Origin of the sequence: Micromonospora sp. NPDC052213 (assembly GCF_040679695.1) — a bacterium.
Classification (GTDB): Bacteria; Actinomycetota; Actinomycetes; order Mycobacteriales; family Micromonosporaceae; genus Micromonospora.
On the sequence record NZ_JBFAVI010000059.1, the window covers coordinates 20416 to 37565 of the forward strand.

Annotated in this window: 15 protein-coding genes and 1 riboswitch; of the genes, 9 read left to right on the forward strand and 6 right to left on the reverse strand. The window is 74.5% G+C overall.

Annotation, left to right across the window (positions count from 1 at the left end; genetic code table 11):
• The first annotated feature begins 71 nt into the window (after positions 1–71).
• Positions 72–1268, forward strand: a complete 1197-nt coding sequence (gene lhgO / locus AB0L34_RS16590; RefSeq protein WP_350706515.1) for an L-2-hydroxyglutarate oxidase — start codon at positions 72–74, stop codon at positions 1266–1268.
• A 148-nt stretch (positions 1269–1416) separates the two neighbouring features.
• Here lhgO and AB0L34_RS16595 read toward each other — a convergent pair whose 3' ends face one another.
• Positions 1417–2061 carry a TetR/AcrR family transcriptional regulator gene (locus tag AB0L34_RS16595; protein WP_363705329.1) on the reverse strand — a complete coding sequence of 215 codons (645 nt, stop codon included), beginning with the start codon at positions 2059–2061 and terminating at the stop codon, positions 1417–1419.
• Between the two features lie 166 nt (positions 2062–2227).
• Here AB0L34_RS16595 and AB0L34_RS16600 point away from each other — a divergent pair, with 166 nt between their 5' ends.
• The 4 genes from AB0L34_RS16600 to AB0L34_RS16615 all read left to right on the forward strand — a co-directional run bounded on the left by AB0L34_RS16600 (position 2228) and on the right by AB0L34_RS16615 (position 7341).
• A complete protein-coding gene (locus tag AB0L34_RS16600) occupies positions 2228–3124 on the forward strand; it encodes an ABC transporter permease (RefSeq protein WP_357451786.1) in 897 nt (298 codons plus the stop codon).
• A complete protein-coding gene (locus AB0L34_RS16605) occupies positions 3117–3935 on the forward strand; it encodes an ABC transporter ATP-binding protein (protein WP_350706519.1) in 819 nt (272 codons plus the stop codon). Before AB0L34_RS16600 ends, AB0L34_RS16605 begins: the two co-directional genes overlap by 8 nt.
• Before the next feature lie 139 nt (positions 3936–4074).
• Positions 4075–5577, forward strand: a complete 1503-nt coding sequence (locus tag AB0L34_RS16610; RefSeq protein ID WP_363705330.1) for a bifunctional cytidylyltransferase/SDR family oxidoreductase — start codon at positions 4075–4077, stop codon at positions 5575–5577.
• Positions 5578–5613: 36 nt separating this feature from the next.
• Positions 5614–7341, forward strand: a complete 1728-nt coding sequence (locus tag AB0L34_RS16615; RefSeq protein WP_357451779.1) for a CDP-glycerol glycerophosphotransferase family protein — start codon at positions 5614–5616, stop codon at positions 7339–7341.
• A gap of 19 nt (positions 7342–7360) precedes the next feature.
• On the opposite strand, the gene AB0L34_RS16620 is transcribed toward AB0L34_RS16615, so the two are convergent.
• The 5 genes from AB0L34_RS16620 to AB0L34_RS16640 all read right to left on the reverse strand — a co-directional run bounded on the left by AB0L34_RS16620 (position 7361) and on the right by AB0L34_RS16640 (position 12644).
• Positions 7361–8104: an alpha/beta hydrolase gene (locus tag AB0L34_RS16620; protein WP_363705331.1), complete on the reverse strand. Its 744-nt coding sequence runs from the start codon at positions 8102–8104 to the stop codon at positions 7361–7363.
• 108 nt (positions 8105–8212) lie between these two features.
• Positions 8213–9058, reverse strand: coding sequence for a C39 family peptidase (locus tag AB0L34_RS16625; RefSeq protein WP_363705332.1), 846 nt, complete (start codon positions 9056–9058; stop codon positions 8213–8215).
• A 220-nt stretch (positions 9059–9278) separates the two neighbouring features.
• Positions 9279–9420: riboswitch (cyclic di-AMP (ydaO/yuaA leader) on the reverse strand.
• Between the two features lie 288 nt (positions 9421–9708).
• A complete protein-coding gene (locus AB0L34_RS16630) occupies positions 9709–10512 on the reverse strand; it encodes a hypothetical protein (RefSeq protein WP_363705333.1) in 804 nt (267 codons plus the stop codon).
• A gap of 217 nt (positions 10513–10729) precedes the next feature.
• Positions 10730–11188 (reverse strand): hypothetical protein, encoded by a 459-nt coding sequence (locus AB0L34_RS16635; RefSeq protein ID WP_363705334.1) that lies wholly within the window; start codon positions 11186–11188, stop codon positions 10730–10732.
• A 187-nt stretch (positions 11189–11375) separates the two neighbouring features.
• Positions 11376–12644, reverse strand: a complete 1269-nt coding sequence (locus AB0L34_RS16640) for an acyltransferase (protein ID WP_363705335.1) — start codon at positions 12642–12644, stop codon at positions 11376–11378.
• A gap of 263 nt (positions 12645–12907) precedes the next feature.
• Between AB0L34_RS16640 and AB0L34_RS16645 the strand changes: the two genes are divergently transcribed.
• The 4 genes from AB0L34_RS16645 to pseI all read left to right on the forward strand — a co-directional run bounded on the left by AB0L34_RS16645 (position 12908) and on the right by pseI (position 17110).
• Positions 12908–14233: a polysaccharide pyruvyl transferase family protein gene (locus AB0L34_RS16645; RefSeq protein ID WP_357451764.1), complete on the forward strand. Its 1326-nt coding sequence runs from the start codon at positions 12908–12910 to the stop codon at positions 14231–14233.
• Between the two features lie 89 nt (positions 14234–14322).
• Entirely contained in the window at positions 14323–15516 is a 1194-nt protein-coding gene (locus AB0L34_RS16650; RefSeq protein ID WP_363705336.1) for a glycosyltransferase, read from the forward strand.
• Between the two features lie 41 nt (positions 15517–15557).
• Positions 15558–16061 (forward strand): GNAT family N-acetyltransferase, encoded by a 504-nt coding sequence (locus AB0L34_RS16655; protein ID WP_357452320.1) that lies wholly within the window; start codon positions 15558–15560, stop codon positions 16059–16061.
• Positions 16058–17110: a pseudaminic acid synthase gene (gene pseI, locus AB0L34_RS16660; protein ID WP_363705337.1), complete on the forward strand. Its 1053-nt coding sequence runs from the start codon at positions 16058–16060 to the stop codon at positions 17108–17110. Before AB0L34_RS16655 ends, pseI begins: the two co-directional genes overlap by 4 nt.
• The last annotated feature ends 40 nt before the right edge of the window (positions 17111–17150 follow it).

Genomic DNA, 17150 nt, shown 5'->3' on the forward strand with positions numbered 1-17150 from the left:
GGGTCGTCCGCGAGTCGGGCACGCGGGACGGCTTGGTTACCATCGGTCGCGGCGCCGGCAGGGGAGATGAGATGACCAGGTTCGTGGTGGTGGGTGGCGGCATCGTCGGGCTCGCCGTGGCACACCGGCTGATGACCGACCGGCCCGGGGACCAGGTCACCGTGCTGGAGAAGGAGGCCGGCTGGGCGGCCCACCAGACGGGGCACAACTCGGGCGTCATCCACGCCGGCGTCTACTACAAGCCGGGCAGCCTGAAGGCCACCATGTGCAAGGCCGGCAGCGCGTCGATGGTCGAGTTCTGCGAGCGGCACGGGCTCGCGTACGACATCTGCGGCAAGCTGATCGTCGCCACCGACCCGGAGGAACTGCCCCGGCTGCACGCCCTGCACGAGCGGGCCACGGCCAACGGCCTGCCGGTGCGGCTGATCGAGGCCGCCGAGGCGGCCGAGTACGAGCCGCACGTCGCGGCCGTCGCCGCGCTGCACGTCGCCTCGACCGGCATCGTCGACTTCGGGGCGGTCTGCCGCAAGCTCGCCGAGCTGCTCGCGGCGGGCGGGGCGGAGCTGCGCACCGAGACCGAGGTCACCGGCGTGGCCACCCGACCCGAGGGCGTGGTGGTCAGCACCACCAGGGGCGAGGTCGTCGCGGACGTCCTGGTCAACTGCGCCGGTCTGCACGCCGACCGCATCTCCCGGCTGGCCGGGGTGCCCACGCCGGTACGGATCGTGCCGTTCCGGGGCGAGTACTACGAGTTGGTGCCGCAGCGGCAGGGCCTGGTGCGGGGGCTGATCTACCCGGTGCCGGACCCGCAGTTCCCGTTCCTCGGGGTGCACCTGACCAAGATGATCGACGGCAGCGTGCACGCCGGCCCGAACGCCGTGCTGGCGACCGCCCGCGAGGGCTACTCCTGGGGCCGGATCAGCCCGCGCGACATCTGGGACGAGCTGACCTACCGGGGCCTGTGGGCGCTGGGCCGCCGGCACTACCGCTACGGGCTGACCGAGGTGGCCCGGTCGCTGTCGAAGAAGCGGTTCGCGGCGAGCCTGGCCCGGCTGGTGCCGGAGCTGACCCCGGCGGACATCGTCCGGGCCGGCGCCGGCGTCCGCGCCCAGGCGATCCTGCCCGACGGCGGGCTGGTGGACGACTTCCTCATCGTCGAGGCGGACCGGCAGGTGCACGTGCTCAACGCGCCCTCCCCCGCCGCGACCAGCTCGCTGGAGATCGCCCGGCACATCGTCTCCCGGCTGCCGGTCGACGCGCCGCGCTGACCCGACGGGCCCGGGGCGGGCGGCGCCGGCCCAGGACACCCGCCGGGCCGGACGGCGACCTCCGGGCCCGCAGGGTTCGGGGCGGCGAGTTCCCGGAGCCCGCCCGGGGCGGGCGGCACCAGTCCAGGACGCGCGCCGGGGCGGCCGGTCAGGCGGGCGTGTCGGTGGCCGCCGCGCGGGGCCGGGGCACGCCGCCGCCGGCGCCGAGCCCGGTGGCCACCGCCTCGACCAGCGTGTCCAGGTACGCGTCGGTGAGCGGGGTCCGCGCGATCGCCAGCCGCCAGTAGAGCGGGCCGACGATCAGGTCGACGGCCGCCTCGGGGTCGGTGTCGGGCGGCAGCTCGCCACGCTGCACGGCGCGGCCGATCAGCCGGCCGCCGATCTCCTGCTGCCGCGCCCGCAGCAGCTGTTGGAGGGTCTGGTCGATGGTCGGGTTGCGGGCCGCCTCGGCGAGCAGGTCGGGGATGATCTGCGAGGCCAGCGGGTGCCGCAGCGCGTGCGCCACGACCTGGAAGAGCAGTTGGAGGTCGCCGCGCAGGGTGCCGGTGTCCAGCGCGGGCAGCTTGCCGGCGGCCGCCGCGGCGACGATCTCCAGCACGAGTTCGAGCTTCGAGCTCCAGCGCCGGTAGATCGCGGTCTTGCTCACCCCGGCCCGCCGGGCCACCGCCTCGATGGAGAGCCGGCCGTAGCCGACCGCGGCGAGCTCCTGCATCAGCGCGCGGCGGATCGCCGTGGTGATGTCGTCCCGCAGCACCGCCGCGCCGGCCGGCGCCCGCCTCTTCCCGGTCGTCACCTGGAGCTCGTCTCGGCTGTCACGAGGAACAATGTAGCGCAACGACGGTACGGTTGCGTCCCGACGTGTTTCGGACTACTGTCCACGCAGCGGCGAGGCGGCGCTCCCCGCTTGGTTCCATCGTCGCGCCTCATCCGTCGTCACGAAAGATCGGAGCGCCCAACCCATGGCCAACACCGCGCTGGCCGACCCCGACTCCGGCCTCACCCAGGCGCAGCTGGCCGCCCGCCACGGGCTCCGGGTCGCCGGCGAGCGGCCGCCCCTGGGCGACTACGCCCGGCGGCTCTGGCGCTACCGGCACTTCATCGCCGCGTACGCCAACGCGAAGCTCGTCGCGTCGTTCAGCAACGCCCGGCTCGGGCAGCTGTGGCAGGTGCTCACCCCGCTGACCAACGCGGCGGTCTACTACCTGATCTTCGGCGTGGTGCTGAAGCAGGACAGCATCCCGAACTTCATCGCCTACCTCTGCACCGGTCTGTTCATCTTCAACTTCACCCAGACCGCCGTGCAGAACGGCACCCAGTCGATCACCGGCAACCTGGGCCTGATCCGGGCGCTGCACTTCCCCCGGGCCTGCCTGCCGCTGGCCGTCACGGTCACCCAGTTCCAGCAGCTCCTCGGTTCGATGGTGGTGCTCGTCGCCATCGTGCTGGTGACCGGCGAGCCGATCACCTTCGCCTGGCTGCTGCTGGTCCCGGCGATCATCCTCCAGGCGGTCTTCAACGCCGGGCTCACCATGACCGTGGCCCGGATGGGCGCGAAGCTGGCCGACCTCAAGCAGGTCATGCCCTTCGTCCTGCGCACCTGGATGTACGGCTCCGGCGTGCTCTACAGCGTGACGCTCTTCGAGAACGAGCTGCCCGGCTGGGCCTCCCGGCTGGTCGAGTTCAACCCGGCGCTGGTCTACATCGAGCTGGCCCGCGTCGCGCTGCTGGAGCAGGCGCCGCTGCTCAGCTCCTCCGTGCTCCAGCTCTGGCTGGCCGCCGCGGGCTGGGCGATCGTGATGGGCGTCGGGGGTTTCATCTACTTCTGGCGCGGCGAACAGGAGTACGGCCGTGGTTGAGCAGTTCGAGTCGTCCAACGACGTGACGGTGACGCTGCCCCGGGTCCAGGACCGGGTGCCGACCGTGGTGGTCGACGACGCGCACGTGATCTACCGGGTGCACAAGGGCGGCGGCGGGGGCGGCGGCCCGGTCGGCGCGCTCAAGCGGATGGTCAGCCGCACCTCGGCGCCGAACATCCGGGAGGTGCACGCGGTCAAGGGGGTCAGCTTCACCGCGTACCGGGGCGAGGCGATCGGGCTGATCGGCAGCAACGGCTCGGGCAAGTCGACCATGCTGCGGGCGATCGCCGGCCTGCTGCCGGTCAACCGCGGCGCGGTCTACACCCAGGGGCAGCCCTCGCTGCTCGGCGTGAACGCGGCCCTGCTCAACGACCTCTCCGGCGAGCGCAACGTGGTGCTGGGCTGCCTGGCCATGGGGATGCCGCCGGCGGAGGTGCAGCGGCAGACCCCGGAGATCATCGAGTTCTCCGGGATCAACCAGCGGGGCGACTTCGCCTCGCTGCCGATGCGCACCTACTCCTCCGGCATGGCGGCCCGGCTGCGCTTCTCCATCGCCGCGGCCAAGAAGCACGACGTGCTGCTCATCGACGAGGCGCTCGCCACCGGCGACAAGGGCTTCCGCAAGCGCAGCGAGCAGCGGGTGCGGGAGCTGCGGGAGAGCGCCGGCACGGTGTTCCTCGTCAGCCACCAGCTCTCCTCGATCAGGGACACCTGCGAGCGGACGATCTGGCTGGAATCGGGCGTCCTGCGCATGGACGGCCCGACCGACGAGGTCCTGCGGGCGTACGAGGCGTTCGCCAACGGCAAGTAGCGCGCCGGACGGCATCGACGGAGATGCCGTCGGACCGCGTCGTCCCGTTGGGGCGGCGCGGTCGGCGCGTTAAGGTTCATCCGGTCGCCGCGCGGGCGGAACCGTCTGTTCACGCACCCCTGAGAGTGAGGATTCGGCAATGACGCAGGACCACACCACTGGCCCGGACGCCGCACCGGAGACCCCGGCGCCATGGCGGCCCTCGCGGACGGTGGCGGTGGTGCTGGCCGGCGGCACCGGGACCCGGCTGGGTCTCGGCATCCCGAAGCAGCTGCTGAAGATCGCCGGCAAGCCGATCATCGAGCACACCCTGGCGGTCTTCGAGGCCGCCCCCGAGATCGACGAGATCATCGTGCTGATGGCCACCGGCCACGTCGCCGAGGCCCAGCAGATCGTCGACAAGGCCGGCTTCCGCAAGGTCACCAAGGTCATCGAGGGCGGCGACACGCGTAACGCCACCACCCGGATCGCACTGGACGCGGTCGGCGAGGGCGACTGCAACATCCTCTTCCACGACGCGGTGCGGCCCCTGGTCAGCGGCCGGATCGTCCGGGAGTGCGTGAACGCGCTCTGGACGTACTCCGCGGTCGACGTGGCCATCCCGTCGGCCGACACGATCATCCAGGTCGACGAGGACGACTGCATCACCGACATTCCGGTGCGCTCGTCGCTGCGCCGCGGCCAGACCCCGCAGGCGTTCCGCTCGGGCACGATCCGCGAGGCGTACCGGATCGCCGAGGGCGACCCCCACTTCGCCGCCACCGACGACTGCGGCGTGGTGCTGCGCTACCTGCCGGGCACGCCGATCAAGGTCATCGACGGCTCCGACGAGAACATCAAGGTCACCCACCCGGTCGACGTGCACCTCGCGGACAAGCTGTTCCAGCTCGCCGCCGCGCAGGCCCCCCGGGTCACCGACCACCGCAGCTACACCGAGGAGCTGACCGGCCGGACCATCGTCATCTTCGGCGGCAGCTACGGCATCGGCCACGACCTGGCCGAGCTGGCCCGCCGCTACGGCGCGCAGGTCTTCCCGTTCAGCCGCTCCAGCACCGGCACCCACGTGGAGCGCGCCGCGGACGTCGAGGCGGCGCTGAAGACCGCCTTCGAGGCCACCGGCCGGATCGACCACGTGGTGGTCACCGCCGGCATCCTGGAGAAGGGCGCCCTCGTCGAGATGGACGAGGAGACCATGGACCGGGTGCTCCAGGTCAACTTCGTCGGGCCGGTCATCGCCGCCCGCCAGTCGCTGCCCTACCTCCAGCAGACCAAGGGCCAGCTGCTGCTCTACACGTCCAGCTCCTACACCCGGGGTCGCGCCCAGTACGCCCTCTACTCCTCCACCAAGGCGGCCCTGGTCAACCTCACCCAGGCGCTCTCCGACGAGTGGGCCGAGTTCGGCGTACGGGTCAACTGCATCAACCCCGAGCGCACCGCGACCCCCATGCGCACGAAGGCGTTCGGCGAGGAGCCGGAGCACACCCTGCTCGCCGCCGAGACCGTCGCCCAGGCCTCGCTGGACGTGCTGATCTCGGAGCTGACCGGTCAGGTCATCGACGTGCGCCGCGCGCCGGGCGAGGTGCCGGCCCAGCCGGTGCCGGGGCAGGCCGAGCGGGCCGCCAGCCCGGCCAGCGCCGGCTGACGCGGGTCTCGGGCCACGGCGGGGAACGGAGCCGACATGCGTGGTGACCTGGTCCGGAAGCTGATCGCCCGCGCCCTGGCCACCGGCCTGGCGGTGCTGGCGTTCCTCGTCGTCGCGCTGACCGGCGCGACCGGCTGGGGGCTGGGGCTGGCGGTGGCCGCCCTCGCGGCGGCCGCCTGGGAACGGCGGGTCCGCCCGGGCGCCGACAGCGTCGCCGAGACCGCGCTGGTCGCGGCGGCGGTCCTGGTCGGGTACGCCCGGCGCCTCGACGCCGGTTTCGACCCCGCGCTGGCCGCGACGGCGCTGGTCCTGCTGGGCTTGGTGCTGCTCGTCGGGCCGCTGCGGGACGCCGGCGGCCTGGAGGTGCGCGCCGCGAACCTGCCGGTGCGCACCTGGACGCCCCTGGTCGCCGCGCGCCTCGGCGACGCCCTGCTGGGGCTGCTCGCCGTGGTGGCGGCCGCCGCTGCGGCGACCCTGCCGGCCGGTGTGGCGCTGGGCGCCGTCGCGCTGGTCGCCGCCGGCGCCGGGGCCGTCGGGCTGGACCTGGCCCGGCGGCGGTTCCGGCCGGGGGCCGGCGGGTCGGCGGTCTCCCGCGCGCTGCGCCGGCACCAGCCCGAGTTCCTGCTCCACTTCTCCGCCCCGCCCGGCTCGGAATACCAGGTCACCATGTGGCTGCCGTACCTGGAGCGGATCGGCCGGCCGTTCCTGGTCATGGTGCGGGAGCCGGAGTTCCTGCCCACCGTCGCCGCGGCCACCACGGCGCCGGTGGTCTACTGCCCCACCACGAAGGCGATGGACGAGGCGCTGGTGCCGAGCCTGCGGGTGGCGTTCTACGTCAACCACGGCGCGAAGAACAGCCACTGCATCCGCTTCACCCAGCTCACCCACGTCCAGCTGCACCACGGCGACAGCGACAAGGCGCCCAGCGCCAACCCGGTCTCCGCCATCTTCGACCGGATCTTCGTCGCCGGTCAGGCCGCCGTCGACCGGTACGCCCGCGCGGGGGTGGACATCCCGGCGGAGAAGTTCGTGGTGGTCGGCCGGCCGCAGGTCGAGTCGATCGAGGTCCGTCCGGAGCCGGTGCGCGGCCTGCCGAACCCCACGGTGCTCTACACGCCGACCTGGACGGGCCACCACGCGGACGCCAACTACTGCTCCCTGCCGGTGGCCGAGGCGCTGCTGCGCGGGCTGTTGGCGCGGGGCGCGACGGTGATCCTGCGGGCCCACCCGTACACCTCGCAGAACCCGGCCTCGGCGCGGCAGCTGGGCCGGCTCACGGAGCTGCTGGCCGCCGACCGGGCCCGTACCGGCCGGCAGCACGTCTTCGGCGCCGCCGCCACCCGCGAGCTGACCCTGACGGAGTGCGTGAACCGCTCGGACGCGCTGGTCTCCGACGTGTCCGGGGTGATCTCCGACTACCTCTACTCCGGCAAGCCGTACGCGGTCACCGACATGGGCGACGAGGGCGACCGGTTCGCCGAGCGGTTCCCGCTGGCCGGCTCGGGGTACGTACTGCGCCGCGACATGTCCAACGTGGACGAGGTGCTGGCCGCGCTGCTCGACACCGACCCGCTCGCCGCCGCCCGCTGGGCCACCCGGAGCCGCTACCTGGGCGACTTCCCGGCCGAGTCGTACGCCGAGGCGTTCCTGGACGCCGCGCGGCGGCAGCTCGACGCGGACTGGAACCCGCCGACGCCGCGCGCCGTCGGCGGGACCGGCCTGCCGGTCGAGCCGGACGAGGCGACCCTCTCCGCCACCACCTGACCGGCCGGCATCCGGCGGGTCAGCGGTACGGGTCGACCAGCTCCAGGACGGCCTCGGGGGCCTCGACGTGGGCGTTGTGGCCCAGGCCGGGCAGGGTGGCGACCGGCACGCCCAGCTCCTTGAGCTGGGCGTCGGTGACCATGGGGTCGTGCTCGCCGCGGGCCAGCAGCACCGGCACGTCCGTCGCCGCCAGCAGGGTCGGCAGGTCCGGCTCCCCCACCCCGAACGCGGCGGGGTCCATCGCCAGCCGCCAGCGGCCGTCGACCTGCCGCAGCCCGGCCTCGACCACGGGGTGGTCCGGCGCGAAGAGCCCGGTCAGGCCGGCCACCCGCAGGTACCGGCGGGCCGCCTCGTCCCGGCTGGCGAACCAGGTCACCGGTCGGGCGGCCAGCTCCCCGGCCTTCGCCAGCTCGGCCGGGGACCAGACGGCCTTGATGCCGAGCCCGACCACGGCGTCGACCGGCAGCCCGGCGCGGCGGGCGGCCAGCGCCAGCCCGACCACGCCGCCGAGGGAGTGCCCCAGCACGACGAGCCGGTCCCCCGCCGCGAGCCCCGCGGCGATCCGGTCGGCCAGCCCGGCGAACGAGTACGCCGGCAGCGGCGGCGACCAGCCGTGGCCGGCGAGGTCCGGTGCCAGCCACCGCCCCGCCCACCGGCGTTCCAGCAGCGGCGCCCAGGGCAGCCACACGTCCCCGGTCGCGCCCATGCCGTGCAGCAGCAGCAGGACGCGCCGGCCGTCCCGGTCACCCGATTCATCGGCCATAGGCCGCAGTGTGCCACCCGCCGTACGCCCCGGCGAGGTCCGTGACCCGGAGACGACATCGGGCGCCGGCTCCCGGGGTGGGGAGCCGACGCCCGACGGGTGTCTTGCTCAGGCGGAGTAGCCGCGGGTGGCGGCCCAGTTCGCCAGGGCGATGGTGGACATCCAGTACGAGGCGGTCGCGGGGTTCGCCGAGTCGGCGATCTTCACCAGCCGGCCCTCGTCCTGGTAGCCGACGACGGCGATGTAGTGGCCGCCGGGGAACGAGTGCCAGCCGCCGTCGGTGTCGGTGGCGCTGCCGGCGACGTTCACCACGACGCCCCGCCCGTCCGTGATGGCGGCGACCACGTCGGCCTGGAGCTGGTCCATCTGCGCCGGGGTCGCGGCACCGCCCGGGATCATCCGGGTCCGGTACGGGTCACCCTTCACCGTCGCGTTCAGCACCCGGGTGGTGTCCTCGGCCGAGTCGGTGCCCATCTCGTCGGTGCCGAGCTGGGCGCCGAGGGCGGCCTGGCTGCGCGCGATGCCGGCGGCGCTGAGGGCGTGCCGGACGGCGGCCGGACCGCAGTTGTAGAAGGTGGTCTGGGCCTGGTAGTCGTAGTCCAGCGACTTCGCCTTCGGCGGCTTCGGCGGCTCCGGCTTGCGGGTCAGGTCCGGGTTCGGGGCGGCGCTGGTGGCGCTGGCCGACGGAGCGGCGCTGGACGCGGCCGGGGCGCCGGTCGACGGGGCCGCCGCGACGCGGGCGTCGCCGCGCGAGGCGACGGTGCCGTCCCGCAGCTCGCTAACGGCCACCGGGGCCTGTGCGGCGGCGGGCGCCTCGTCGGTGCCGGCCAGCAGCGCGCCGGTGCCCGACGCGAGCACGAGCGCCGCGGCCGACGCGGCGGCCACCTGGTACGGACGCTCGGACGTGAGGCGACGGAGCTGTCGCTTGAGGTGGTGCTTCACGGTTTCCTCCACGGGCTCGGGGGGTGAGCGGCCGCCGGTCCGCGCAGGGGGGACCGACCGCGCGGACGGCGTCCGGCGGTGGTGGACCACTCAGGGGATGCGCCCGGGATGCCGGGCGACGGGCGGTGACCGGTGGGTCAGCTCGCGGCGTGCGGTCGGGCGAGCGCGGGCACCGCGGCGCCGTGGAGGCGCCGGAACGGCCGGGGGGCGGGTGGGTGCTGCACGGGGATGGAACTCCTTCCGACGCCGCCGACCGGGTTAGCTGACGGATTCGGGCGGGAAGAACGCCCTACCGCGGGCCGTGGCCCGCGGATTCACCCCGATGTTGCACTGGGTCCCCGGCTCGCCTGTTCACGATTAGGCGGGTCGGCGCGGCGTCGCCTCTTGCGATCGGGTACCGCACCGGACGGGCCGACACTACTGGCCGGCCCGCGCCCTGCCAACCCGCTCCCACCTGCTTAAACCTTGATCGGGAGACTTTTTTTGCGGTCAGTTCGGCACTGACGCGACTCAATGGGACGACCGTTTCCCGACGCACCTTGCGTCGACAACCGGACGAGCGGCGGACATCGGCGCGGAATCGTCGGCGGGAATCGGCCGGGCCGTGCCGGATGACCGGTTCGGCACCGCTATGACCGGCGTCACGAAATTGCCCCGGCGGTTCAGCCCACCCGCGCGGGCCGCCACCGCGGGTCGACGCCCGGCGGTTCAGCCACCCGCGCGGGCCGCCATCGCGCGGCGAGCGCGGGCCGACGCCCGGCGGACACGGGCCGGGCCGCCGGGAGCCGGCCCGGCCGGAGCCGGACCGCTGCGGCGTACGCCTCCCCGGCCAGGGCCCGCGCCGCCTCGGCGGCCAGGTCGGCGTCCCGCCACGCCAACCGTTCCCGCTCGGCGGCGGCCCGGTGGTCGGCCCGTCTCGCGTCGCGTACCGCCCGGGCCAGCGCGATCTCCTGCTCGACCGGGTGGCGGCGGGGATCCCAGCCGGCCCGGCGGCCGAACACCTCGCGGAGTTGGCGGGTGGAGAGGTCGCCGCGCCAGTGGGCCGCCACCGCCGCCTGGTGCAGCCAGCGCTCGCGGGCGGCGTACTCGGCGGGCGTGCGCGGGGTGCGCGGGGCGGGCAGGGCGGCGGCCCCGGTGAAGCGGCGGGCGGCGGTCTCCGCCTCGTCGTACGCCCGCCAGGCCCGGTCGGCCTCCTCCTGCGCGGCGAGCCAGTCGGCCCGCCGCCGCCGGGCGGTGCGGGCGGCCCGGCCCGCCGCGACGGCCACCTCCTCGGCGTAGCGGCGCAGGTCGGCGGCCTCCGCCGCAGGGTCGGCCGCGGGCGGGGCGACCGGCTCGTCGGCGGGACGGACCCGCTCGGGGCGGGCGACCAGCACGGCGAGCACGGTCAGGGCCAGCAGGAGCAGGGCGGACCAGATGGCGGCGGCCCGCGGCACCTCGATCAGGAACTGGTAGACGACGGTCTCCATGGTCGGCACCTCACGGGGAGCGAGTGCGGCAGCGGGGCGCACGCGGCGCCGGGTGGCGGGCGCGGCGGTGCCACGTCCCGCCGCCGGGACGGGTGCGGGTGGTGGAGAGCGGAGGACGGGCACCTTCGTCAACGCCTGCGATGGCGGAAGGGGCCCTTCCTGCGCCGTTGCGGCGGGTGCGGTCGCGGGGCGCGCGTGCCCCGCGGGGCGGTGCGGATCAGACGTGCGGTGGGCCCCGGGGGCCGACCGTCCCCGGGGTGTGCCCGACCGGCGCGGGGACCGGGCCGGCGGTGACGGCCCCGGCGGCTGCGCCCGGGTCGGCCGGAGCGGCGGGTCGGCCGGGGCCGGCGGCGGCCCGGTCGACGGCGGCGGCCCGGTCGACGGCGGTGGCCCGGTCGACGGCGGTGGCACCGGCGGCGACGACGTGGTGGTCGGCGACGGCCACGGGCGGGTCGGCGGGTGCCAGCGTGACGGGGAGCGCCGGGGCCGGGGGCGCCCAGGCGTGAGCCGGGGGTGCCCAGGTGTCGGTCGACGGCACTCCGGCCTGGGCCGAGGCGGCGGCGGGAAGGGCCCCGGCGCCGACGGCGAACGCGACCGCGACGGCGAGGCCGGTCAGCAGCCGCGCGGCCCACCGCGCCACCCACCACAGGGGACAGGTGAGCGCGACGGGAAGCACGCGACCACGCTACCGCCGATGCCGCCGGTCCGCATCGCCGCCGGGCGTGTCCCGTGCACGGCGGCCTCGGCGGCCCTCCGGCCCGGTGCGCTGCGCGTCCGGCCGTCCACCCCGGACCGCACGGACCAGGGTGGACGGGTGGTCCGGCCGTCCGGTTGGTCGACCTGCGCCGATGGACGCGGTCGTCCTACGCCCGGGGGCGCGGCCGTCCGGCGGGCGCACGGGACTCGACGTACGCCGGTCGGTGGTCCGCCTCCGGCTCGGGGTGCCGGGGGCGCGGCACGACGCGCCCCCGCTCCCCCGGCACGGCCGGCGGTCGCTGCCGTCCGGCGGCCACACCCTCGACCGGCGGCGTCGCCCGGGCCGGGCGGCGCGGGCCGAGCAGCCGCATCATCGGCGTCTCGACGAAGCGGTGCAACGCTCCGGCGAGGGCCAGGTTGACCAGCAGGAAACCGAGCACCGCGGCCAGCCCCCACCAGCCGCGGTACCCGACGCCCCAGTCGCCGGTGAGCCGGAGCACGGTCACCATCACCAGCACGTGCACCAGGTAGAAGGCGAAGGAGACCTCGCCGAGCCAGATCATCGGCCGGGACCGCCACGGCGACCGCCGCCCGCGCACGTCCGCGTCCGCCGCCGCGGTGATGACCAGGATGTACGCCACCGAGAGCAACGCCGCCCACAGCTCGGCGCGCACCCACTGCGCGGCGACCACCCAGGTGGCCACGAAGACCAGGCTCGCCACCGGCAGGCCCGGCCCCCGCCACCTGCCGCGCCGCATCAGCTCGGCGGCGGCCACGCCCATCCAGAACTCCAGGGACCGGACGGGCGGGAAGATCTGGGTGAACCACCAACGGCTCTCCTCGGGCACCAGGGCCTGGGCCGGCCAGAGCGCCAGGATCAGCAGCGGCACCGCGACGACCACGGTCCACAGTGCCCACGGCCGGGCCCGGCGGAGCAGCGGCAGCGCCAGCGGCAGGCAGAGGTAGAAGAAGAACTCGCAGGACAGCGACCAACTGACCGTGTTGATGCTGTAGAACGCGCCCGGCCGGGGGTCCCACGCCTGGAGCAGGAAGAGGTTCTCCACCGCGACGACGCGGTCCACCGGGTCGGCGAACCAGGCCGCGACCAGCAGGGCGAGCACCCACAGCGCCACGTGGCTGGGCCAGATCTTGGCGATCCGGCGACGCCAGAACGCCCGGCGGGAGTCGGTCGGCCGGGCCGACCACACCAGCACGAAACCGCTGAGGATGAAGAAGAACTGCACGCCGGACAGGCCCAGGGTGAAGACCCAGTTCACCACTGCCCGGTGGTCCGGCTCGGCGATGATCCCCATCGTGCCGGCGTGGAAGCCGAAGACGAGCAGGGCCGCCACCCAGCGCAGCCCGGTCAGCGAGGGCAGCCGGCCGGCCGGGGACGCGGGCCGGGCCTCCGCCGCGACGGTCGCGGCCCCCGTCATGCCGGCGGCCCGGCGGTCCGCAGGGTCACCAGCACGTACGTCTCCTCCTTGGCCGTCGGCGGGCGGCGCAGGACGGCCCGCGGCGAGGCCTCCGGTCGGCGCCGCCGCCGGGCACCCTACCCGCCGCCCCGGATGTCCCCCTGCGTCCCCGTCCACCGCGTGACGGTTCCGTCCCTCCGCGTGCCGGAGTGACGCGCGTCTGTGCCGGGGTCGGCCGGTGGCCTAATATTCCGTGACCCGGAGGTGACGAGAGGCGGGGACGGATGCACCAGCGGATCCTGATGCGGGCGAAGAAGGGCCCGTTCGACGTCTACTCCCCCGAGGAGGCCTTCGAGGGGAACTGGATCGGCGAGAACAACGGCAACCTCGTCTTCAGCCACGCCGCGCACAAGCTGCTGCAGACCAGCACCACCGAGATCACCTCGACCGAGTTCAAGGTCAACCCGCGCGACGCCGACATGATCAACGAGCGGTACGACGTCTACGTCGTACCGCTCGCCAACGCCTTCCGGCGCAGCTACGCACACCGCATCGAACTCATGACGAAGCTCGTCGAGCGGCTGAAGATCCCGGTGGTGGTGCTCGGGGTGGGCGTGCAGACCGACGTCAAGGGCGACCGGGAGTACCTGCGCCCGATCGACGACGCCGTCACCCGCTTCGTCCGGGCCGTGCTCGACCGCTCGCACAGCATCGGCGTACGGGGTGAGATCACCGAGGGCTATCTGCGCACGCTGGGCTTCTCCGCCGTCGACGTGATCGGCTGCCCGTCGATGTTCCTGCACGGCGACAGCCTGCGGGTGGAGAAGCGGAAGGCGGCGCTGACGCCCGACGACCGGCTCGCGCTCACCGTCTCGCCGTACGTGAAGTCGATGGCGAAGATCATCGCCCGGCACCACGAGCGGTACCCGAACCTGCGCTACCTGCCGCAGGACCTCAAGACGCTCGGCACCCTGCTCTACGGCGACGCCCCCGACGACCGGGGCAAGTCCAGCGCGATCCCGATCCACACCTCGCACCCGCTGTTCACCGAGGACAAGGTGCGGATGTTCGTCGACCCCTGGACCTGGATGGACTACCTCTCCGGGTTCGAGTTCGCCTTCGGCACCCGGATCCACGGCACCATCACCGCGCTGGTCGCCGGCACGCCCGGCTACCTCTTCGCGCACGACTCGCGCACCCTGGAGCTGGCCCGGTACTTCGACATCCCGCACCGGGTGATGAAGGAGGTGCCGGCCGACGTCGACGCCGCCCAGCTCTACGACGAGGCGGACTACACGGCGCTCAACGACGGCCACAAGGCCCGCTACGAGACCATGCTCGCCTTCCTCGCCAAGCACGACCTGGGCAACGCCTTCGCCGACGGCGACAGCGCCGCCCGGTTCGACGCGCGGGTGCGGGCCACCGCCTTCCCGCCCGCCGTGCGCCCGGCCGGCGCGACCGCCCCGGAGGTGCTGCTGGAGCGCCTCCAGTGGCTGCGTGACCGCAACGCCGAGTTGCAGACGGACGTGGAGATGCTCCGTGAGCAGCGCCTGCGGGCCCGGGTCAAGCGGGCCGTCGGCGGCCCGGTGCGGCGGATCCTGAACCGTTAACCCGACGCTGGGCGGCTGTTCAAACACTCCACCCGCACCGGCCACGTGAGGTTCCGGGGCCGTCCATCCGCGCGGTCGATGGTGTCGGCGTGGTCATTGAGCCGACGCAAGCACCGCTGCTGAGCATCGTCGTGCCCGTGTACGGCGTCGAACCGTACCTGTACCAGTGCCTCGAGTCGATCCGCGCCGACATCCCGGCCGGCGAGGCGGGCGCGGTGGAGCTGATCGCGGTGGACGACGCCTCCCCGGACCGTTGCGGGGAGATGCTGCGGTCGTACGCGGCCGGTCGGGTCGGCATCCGCACCGTCCACCTGACCGACAACGTCGGCCTCGGCCTGGCCCGCAACGCCGGTCTCGACGTGGCCACCGGCGCGTACGTCTGGTTCGTCGACAGCGACGACTGGCTGCCGCCGGGCACGATCCCGGCGGTGCTGGACCGGTTGCGCCGGGACCGGCCCGACGTGCTGATGCTGGACCACCTGCGGGTGCACGAGGGCGGCCGGCGGGAGGTCGACGCGAGCAGCCACCTGCTGCGCGGGGTGCCGGGCGTGGTCCGCCTCGCCGACCGGCCACAACTGCTGAAGGTGCAGCACACCGCCTGGAACAAGGTGGTCCGCCGCGGGTTCATGGCCGAGCTGGAGCTACGCTTCTTCCCCGGCTGGTACGAGGACATCCCGTTCAGCCACCCGCTGTTGATCGGCGCGGAGCGGATCTCCGTACTGGACCGGGTCTGCTACCTCTACCGGCAGGGCCGGCTCGGCGCGATCACCTCCACCCGCAGCCGCCGGCACTTCGACGCCTTCGACCAGTACGAGCGGCTCTTCGACTGGCTGGACCGGCACGCCCCGGACGACCGGCTGCGGGCCGAGCTGTTCACCCTGATGATCAGCCACTACCTGGTGGTGGCGGGCAACGACGGCCGGCTGCACCCGCGGCTGCGCCGCGCGTTCTTCCGCCGGGTCGCCGAGCACTACCGTCGCTACCTGCCCGACGCGGGCTACTCCCGCCCCGCCGGAGTCGCGGGGCTCAAGCACCGCCTGGTCGGGCGGAACAGCTACCTCGCGTACGCGGCGCTGCGCCGGGCCCACCGGGCGGCGGGCCGGGTGCGGGGCGGCCGGCCCGTTCCGCCGGCCCTCCCCTCGCCCGAGGCCGGCCAGGCGGGGCAGGCCACGGAGACCGGGCAGGCGGGGCAGGTCGCGGAGACCGGGCAGGCCACGGCGGCCGGGCGACCCGCGACCGGGACGGCGGCGGACCAGACCACCGCGATGGCGAGCCGCCGATGACCGGGCTTCCGACGACCGGGCTTCCGTCGACCGAGCCTCCGGTGGCCGGGCCGCTGCGGCCGGCGGACAACGGCGACCTGCACCGGATGCTGCTCTGGCGCAACCACCCGCAGGTGCGGGCGGTGAGCCTGACCAGCCACGAGATCGGCCTGGTCGAGCACACCGCCTGGTGGGCGCGGGTCCGGGTCGACCCGGACCGGCGGGTGCTGGTGCACCTGCACGACGAGGTGCCGTCCGGCATCGTCACGTTCTCCGGGGTCACCGCCCCGGACCGGGCCCTCACCTGGGGCTTCTACCTCGACGTCGACGGCCTGGACGCCCGGGGGCAGCTGCTGCCGGCGTGGCTGTCGCTGGAGCGGGCCGCCATCGCGTACGCCTTCGACACCCTCGGGGCGGAGACGCTGGGCGGCGAGACGCTGGCCGCCAACAAGCCGGTGCTGGCCCTGCACCGGCGCTTCGGATTTCGCGAGGTCCGGCGCTACGAGCGGGACATCGACGGCACGCCGCACCAGGTGGTGTGGACGGAGAAGAGCAGAGGAAGATGACGGCGACAGTCAAGATCGGCCCACACGCGGTCGGCCCCGGCGAGCGGCCCCTCGTGGTCGCGGAGATGTCCGGCAACCACAACGGCAGCCTGGACCGGGCGCTCGCCATCGTCGACGCGGTGGCGGCCAGCGGGGCGCACGCGCTCAAGCTCCAGACGTACCGGCCGGACACCATCACCATCGACGTGGACGCCCCCGCGTTCCGTCTCTCCGACGGGCACGACCTGTGGGGCGGCGAGCGCCTCTGGCAGCTCTTCGAGCGCGCCCACACCCCGTACGAGTGGCACGCGCCGATCTTCGAGCGGGCCCGCCGGCACGGTCTGACGGTGTTCTCCTCGCCGTTCGACGCGACGGCGGTGGATCTGCTGGAGGAGCTGGACGCGCCCGCGTACAAGATCGCGTCGTCGGAGCTGGTGGACCTGCCGCTGATCCGGCTCGTCGCGGCCACCGGCAAGCCGCTGGTCATCTCCACCGGGATGGCCACGGTCGGCGAGATCGACGCGGCCGTCCGCGCAGCCCGGGAGGGCGGCGCCGGCGGCATCGTGCTGCTCGCCTGCACGGCGTCCTACCCGGCGCCGCCGCAGGACAGCAACCTGCGCCGGCTGCCCGTGCTGGCCGACACGTTCGGCCTGCCGGTGGGCCTGTCCGACCACACGCCGGGCATCGGCGTCCCGGTCGCCTCGGTGGCGTTCGGCGCCTGCCTGATCGAGAAGCACGTGACGCTGCGCCGCGCCGACGGGGGCGTCGACTCGGACTTCTCGCTGGAGCCGGCGGAGCTGACCGCCCTCACCGTCGAGTCGGAGCGGGCGTGGGCGGCGCTGGGCGGCACCGCGATCGGGCCCACCCCGACCGAGCGGGAGGGGCTGCGGTTCCGCCGGTCCCTCTGGGTGGTCGAGGACGTCCGGGCCGGCGACCCGGTCACCGCGGCGGTCGTACGCTCGATCCGGCCGGCCGGCGGACTCCCCCCGGCCGACCTCGACCGGGTCCTCGGCCGCGCCTTCACCCGGGACGTGCCGAAGGGCACGCCGCTGAGCTGGGACCTCGTCTGACCGACGGACGACGCGAGGGGCCCGGTGGGGGCGGGGCGGG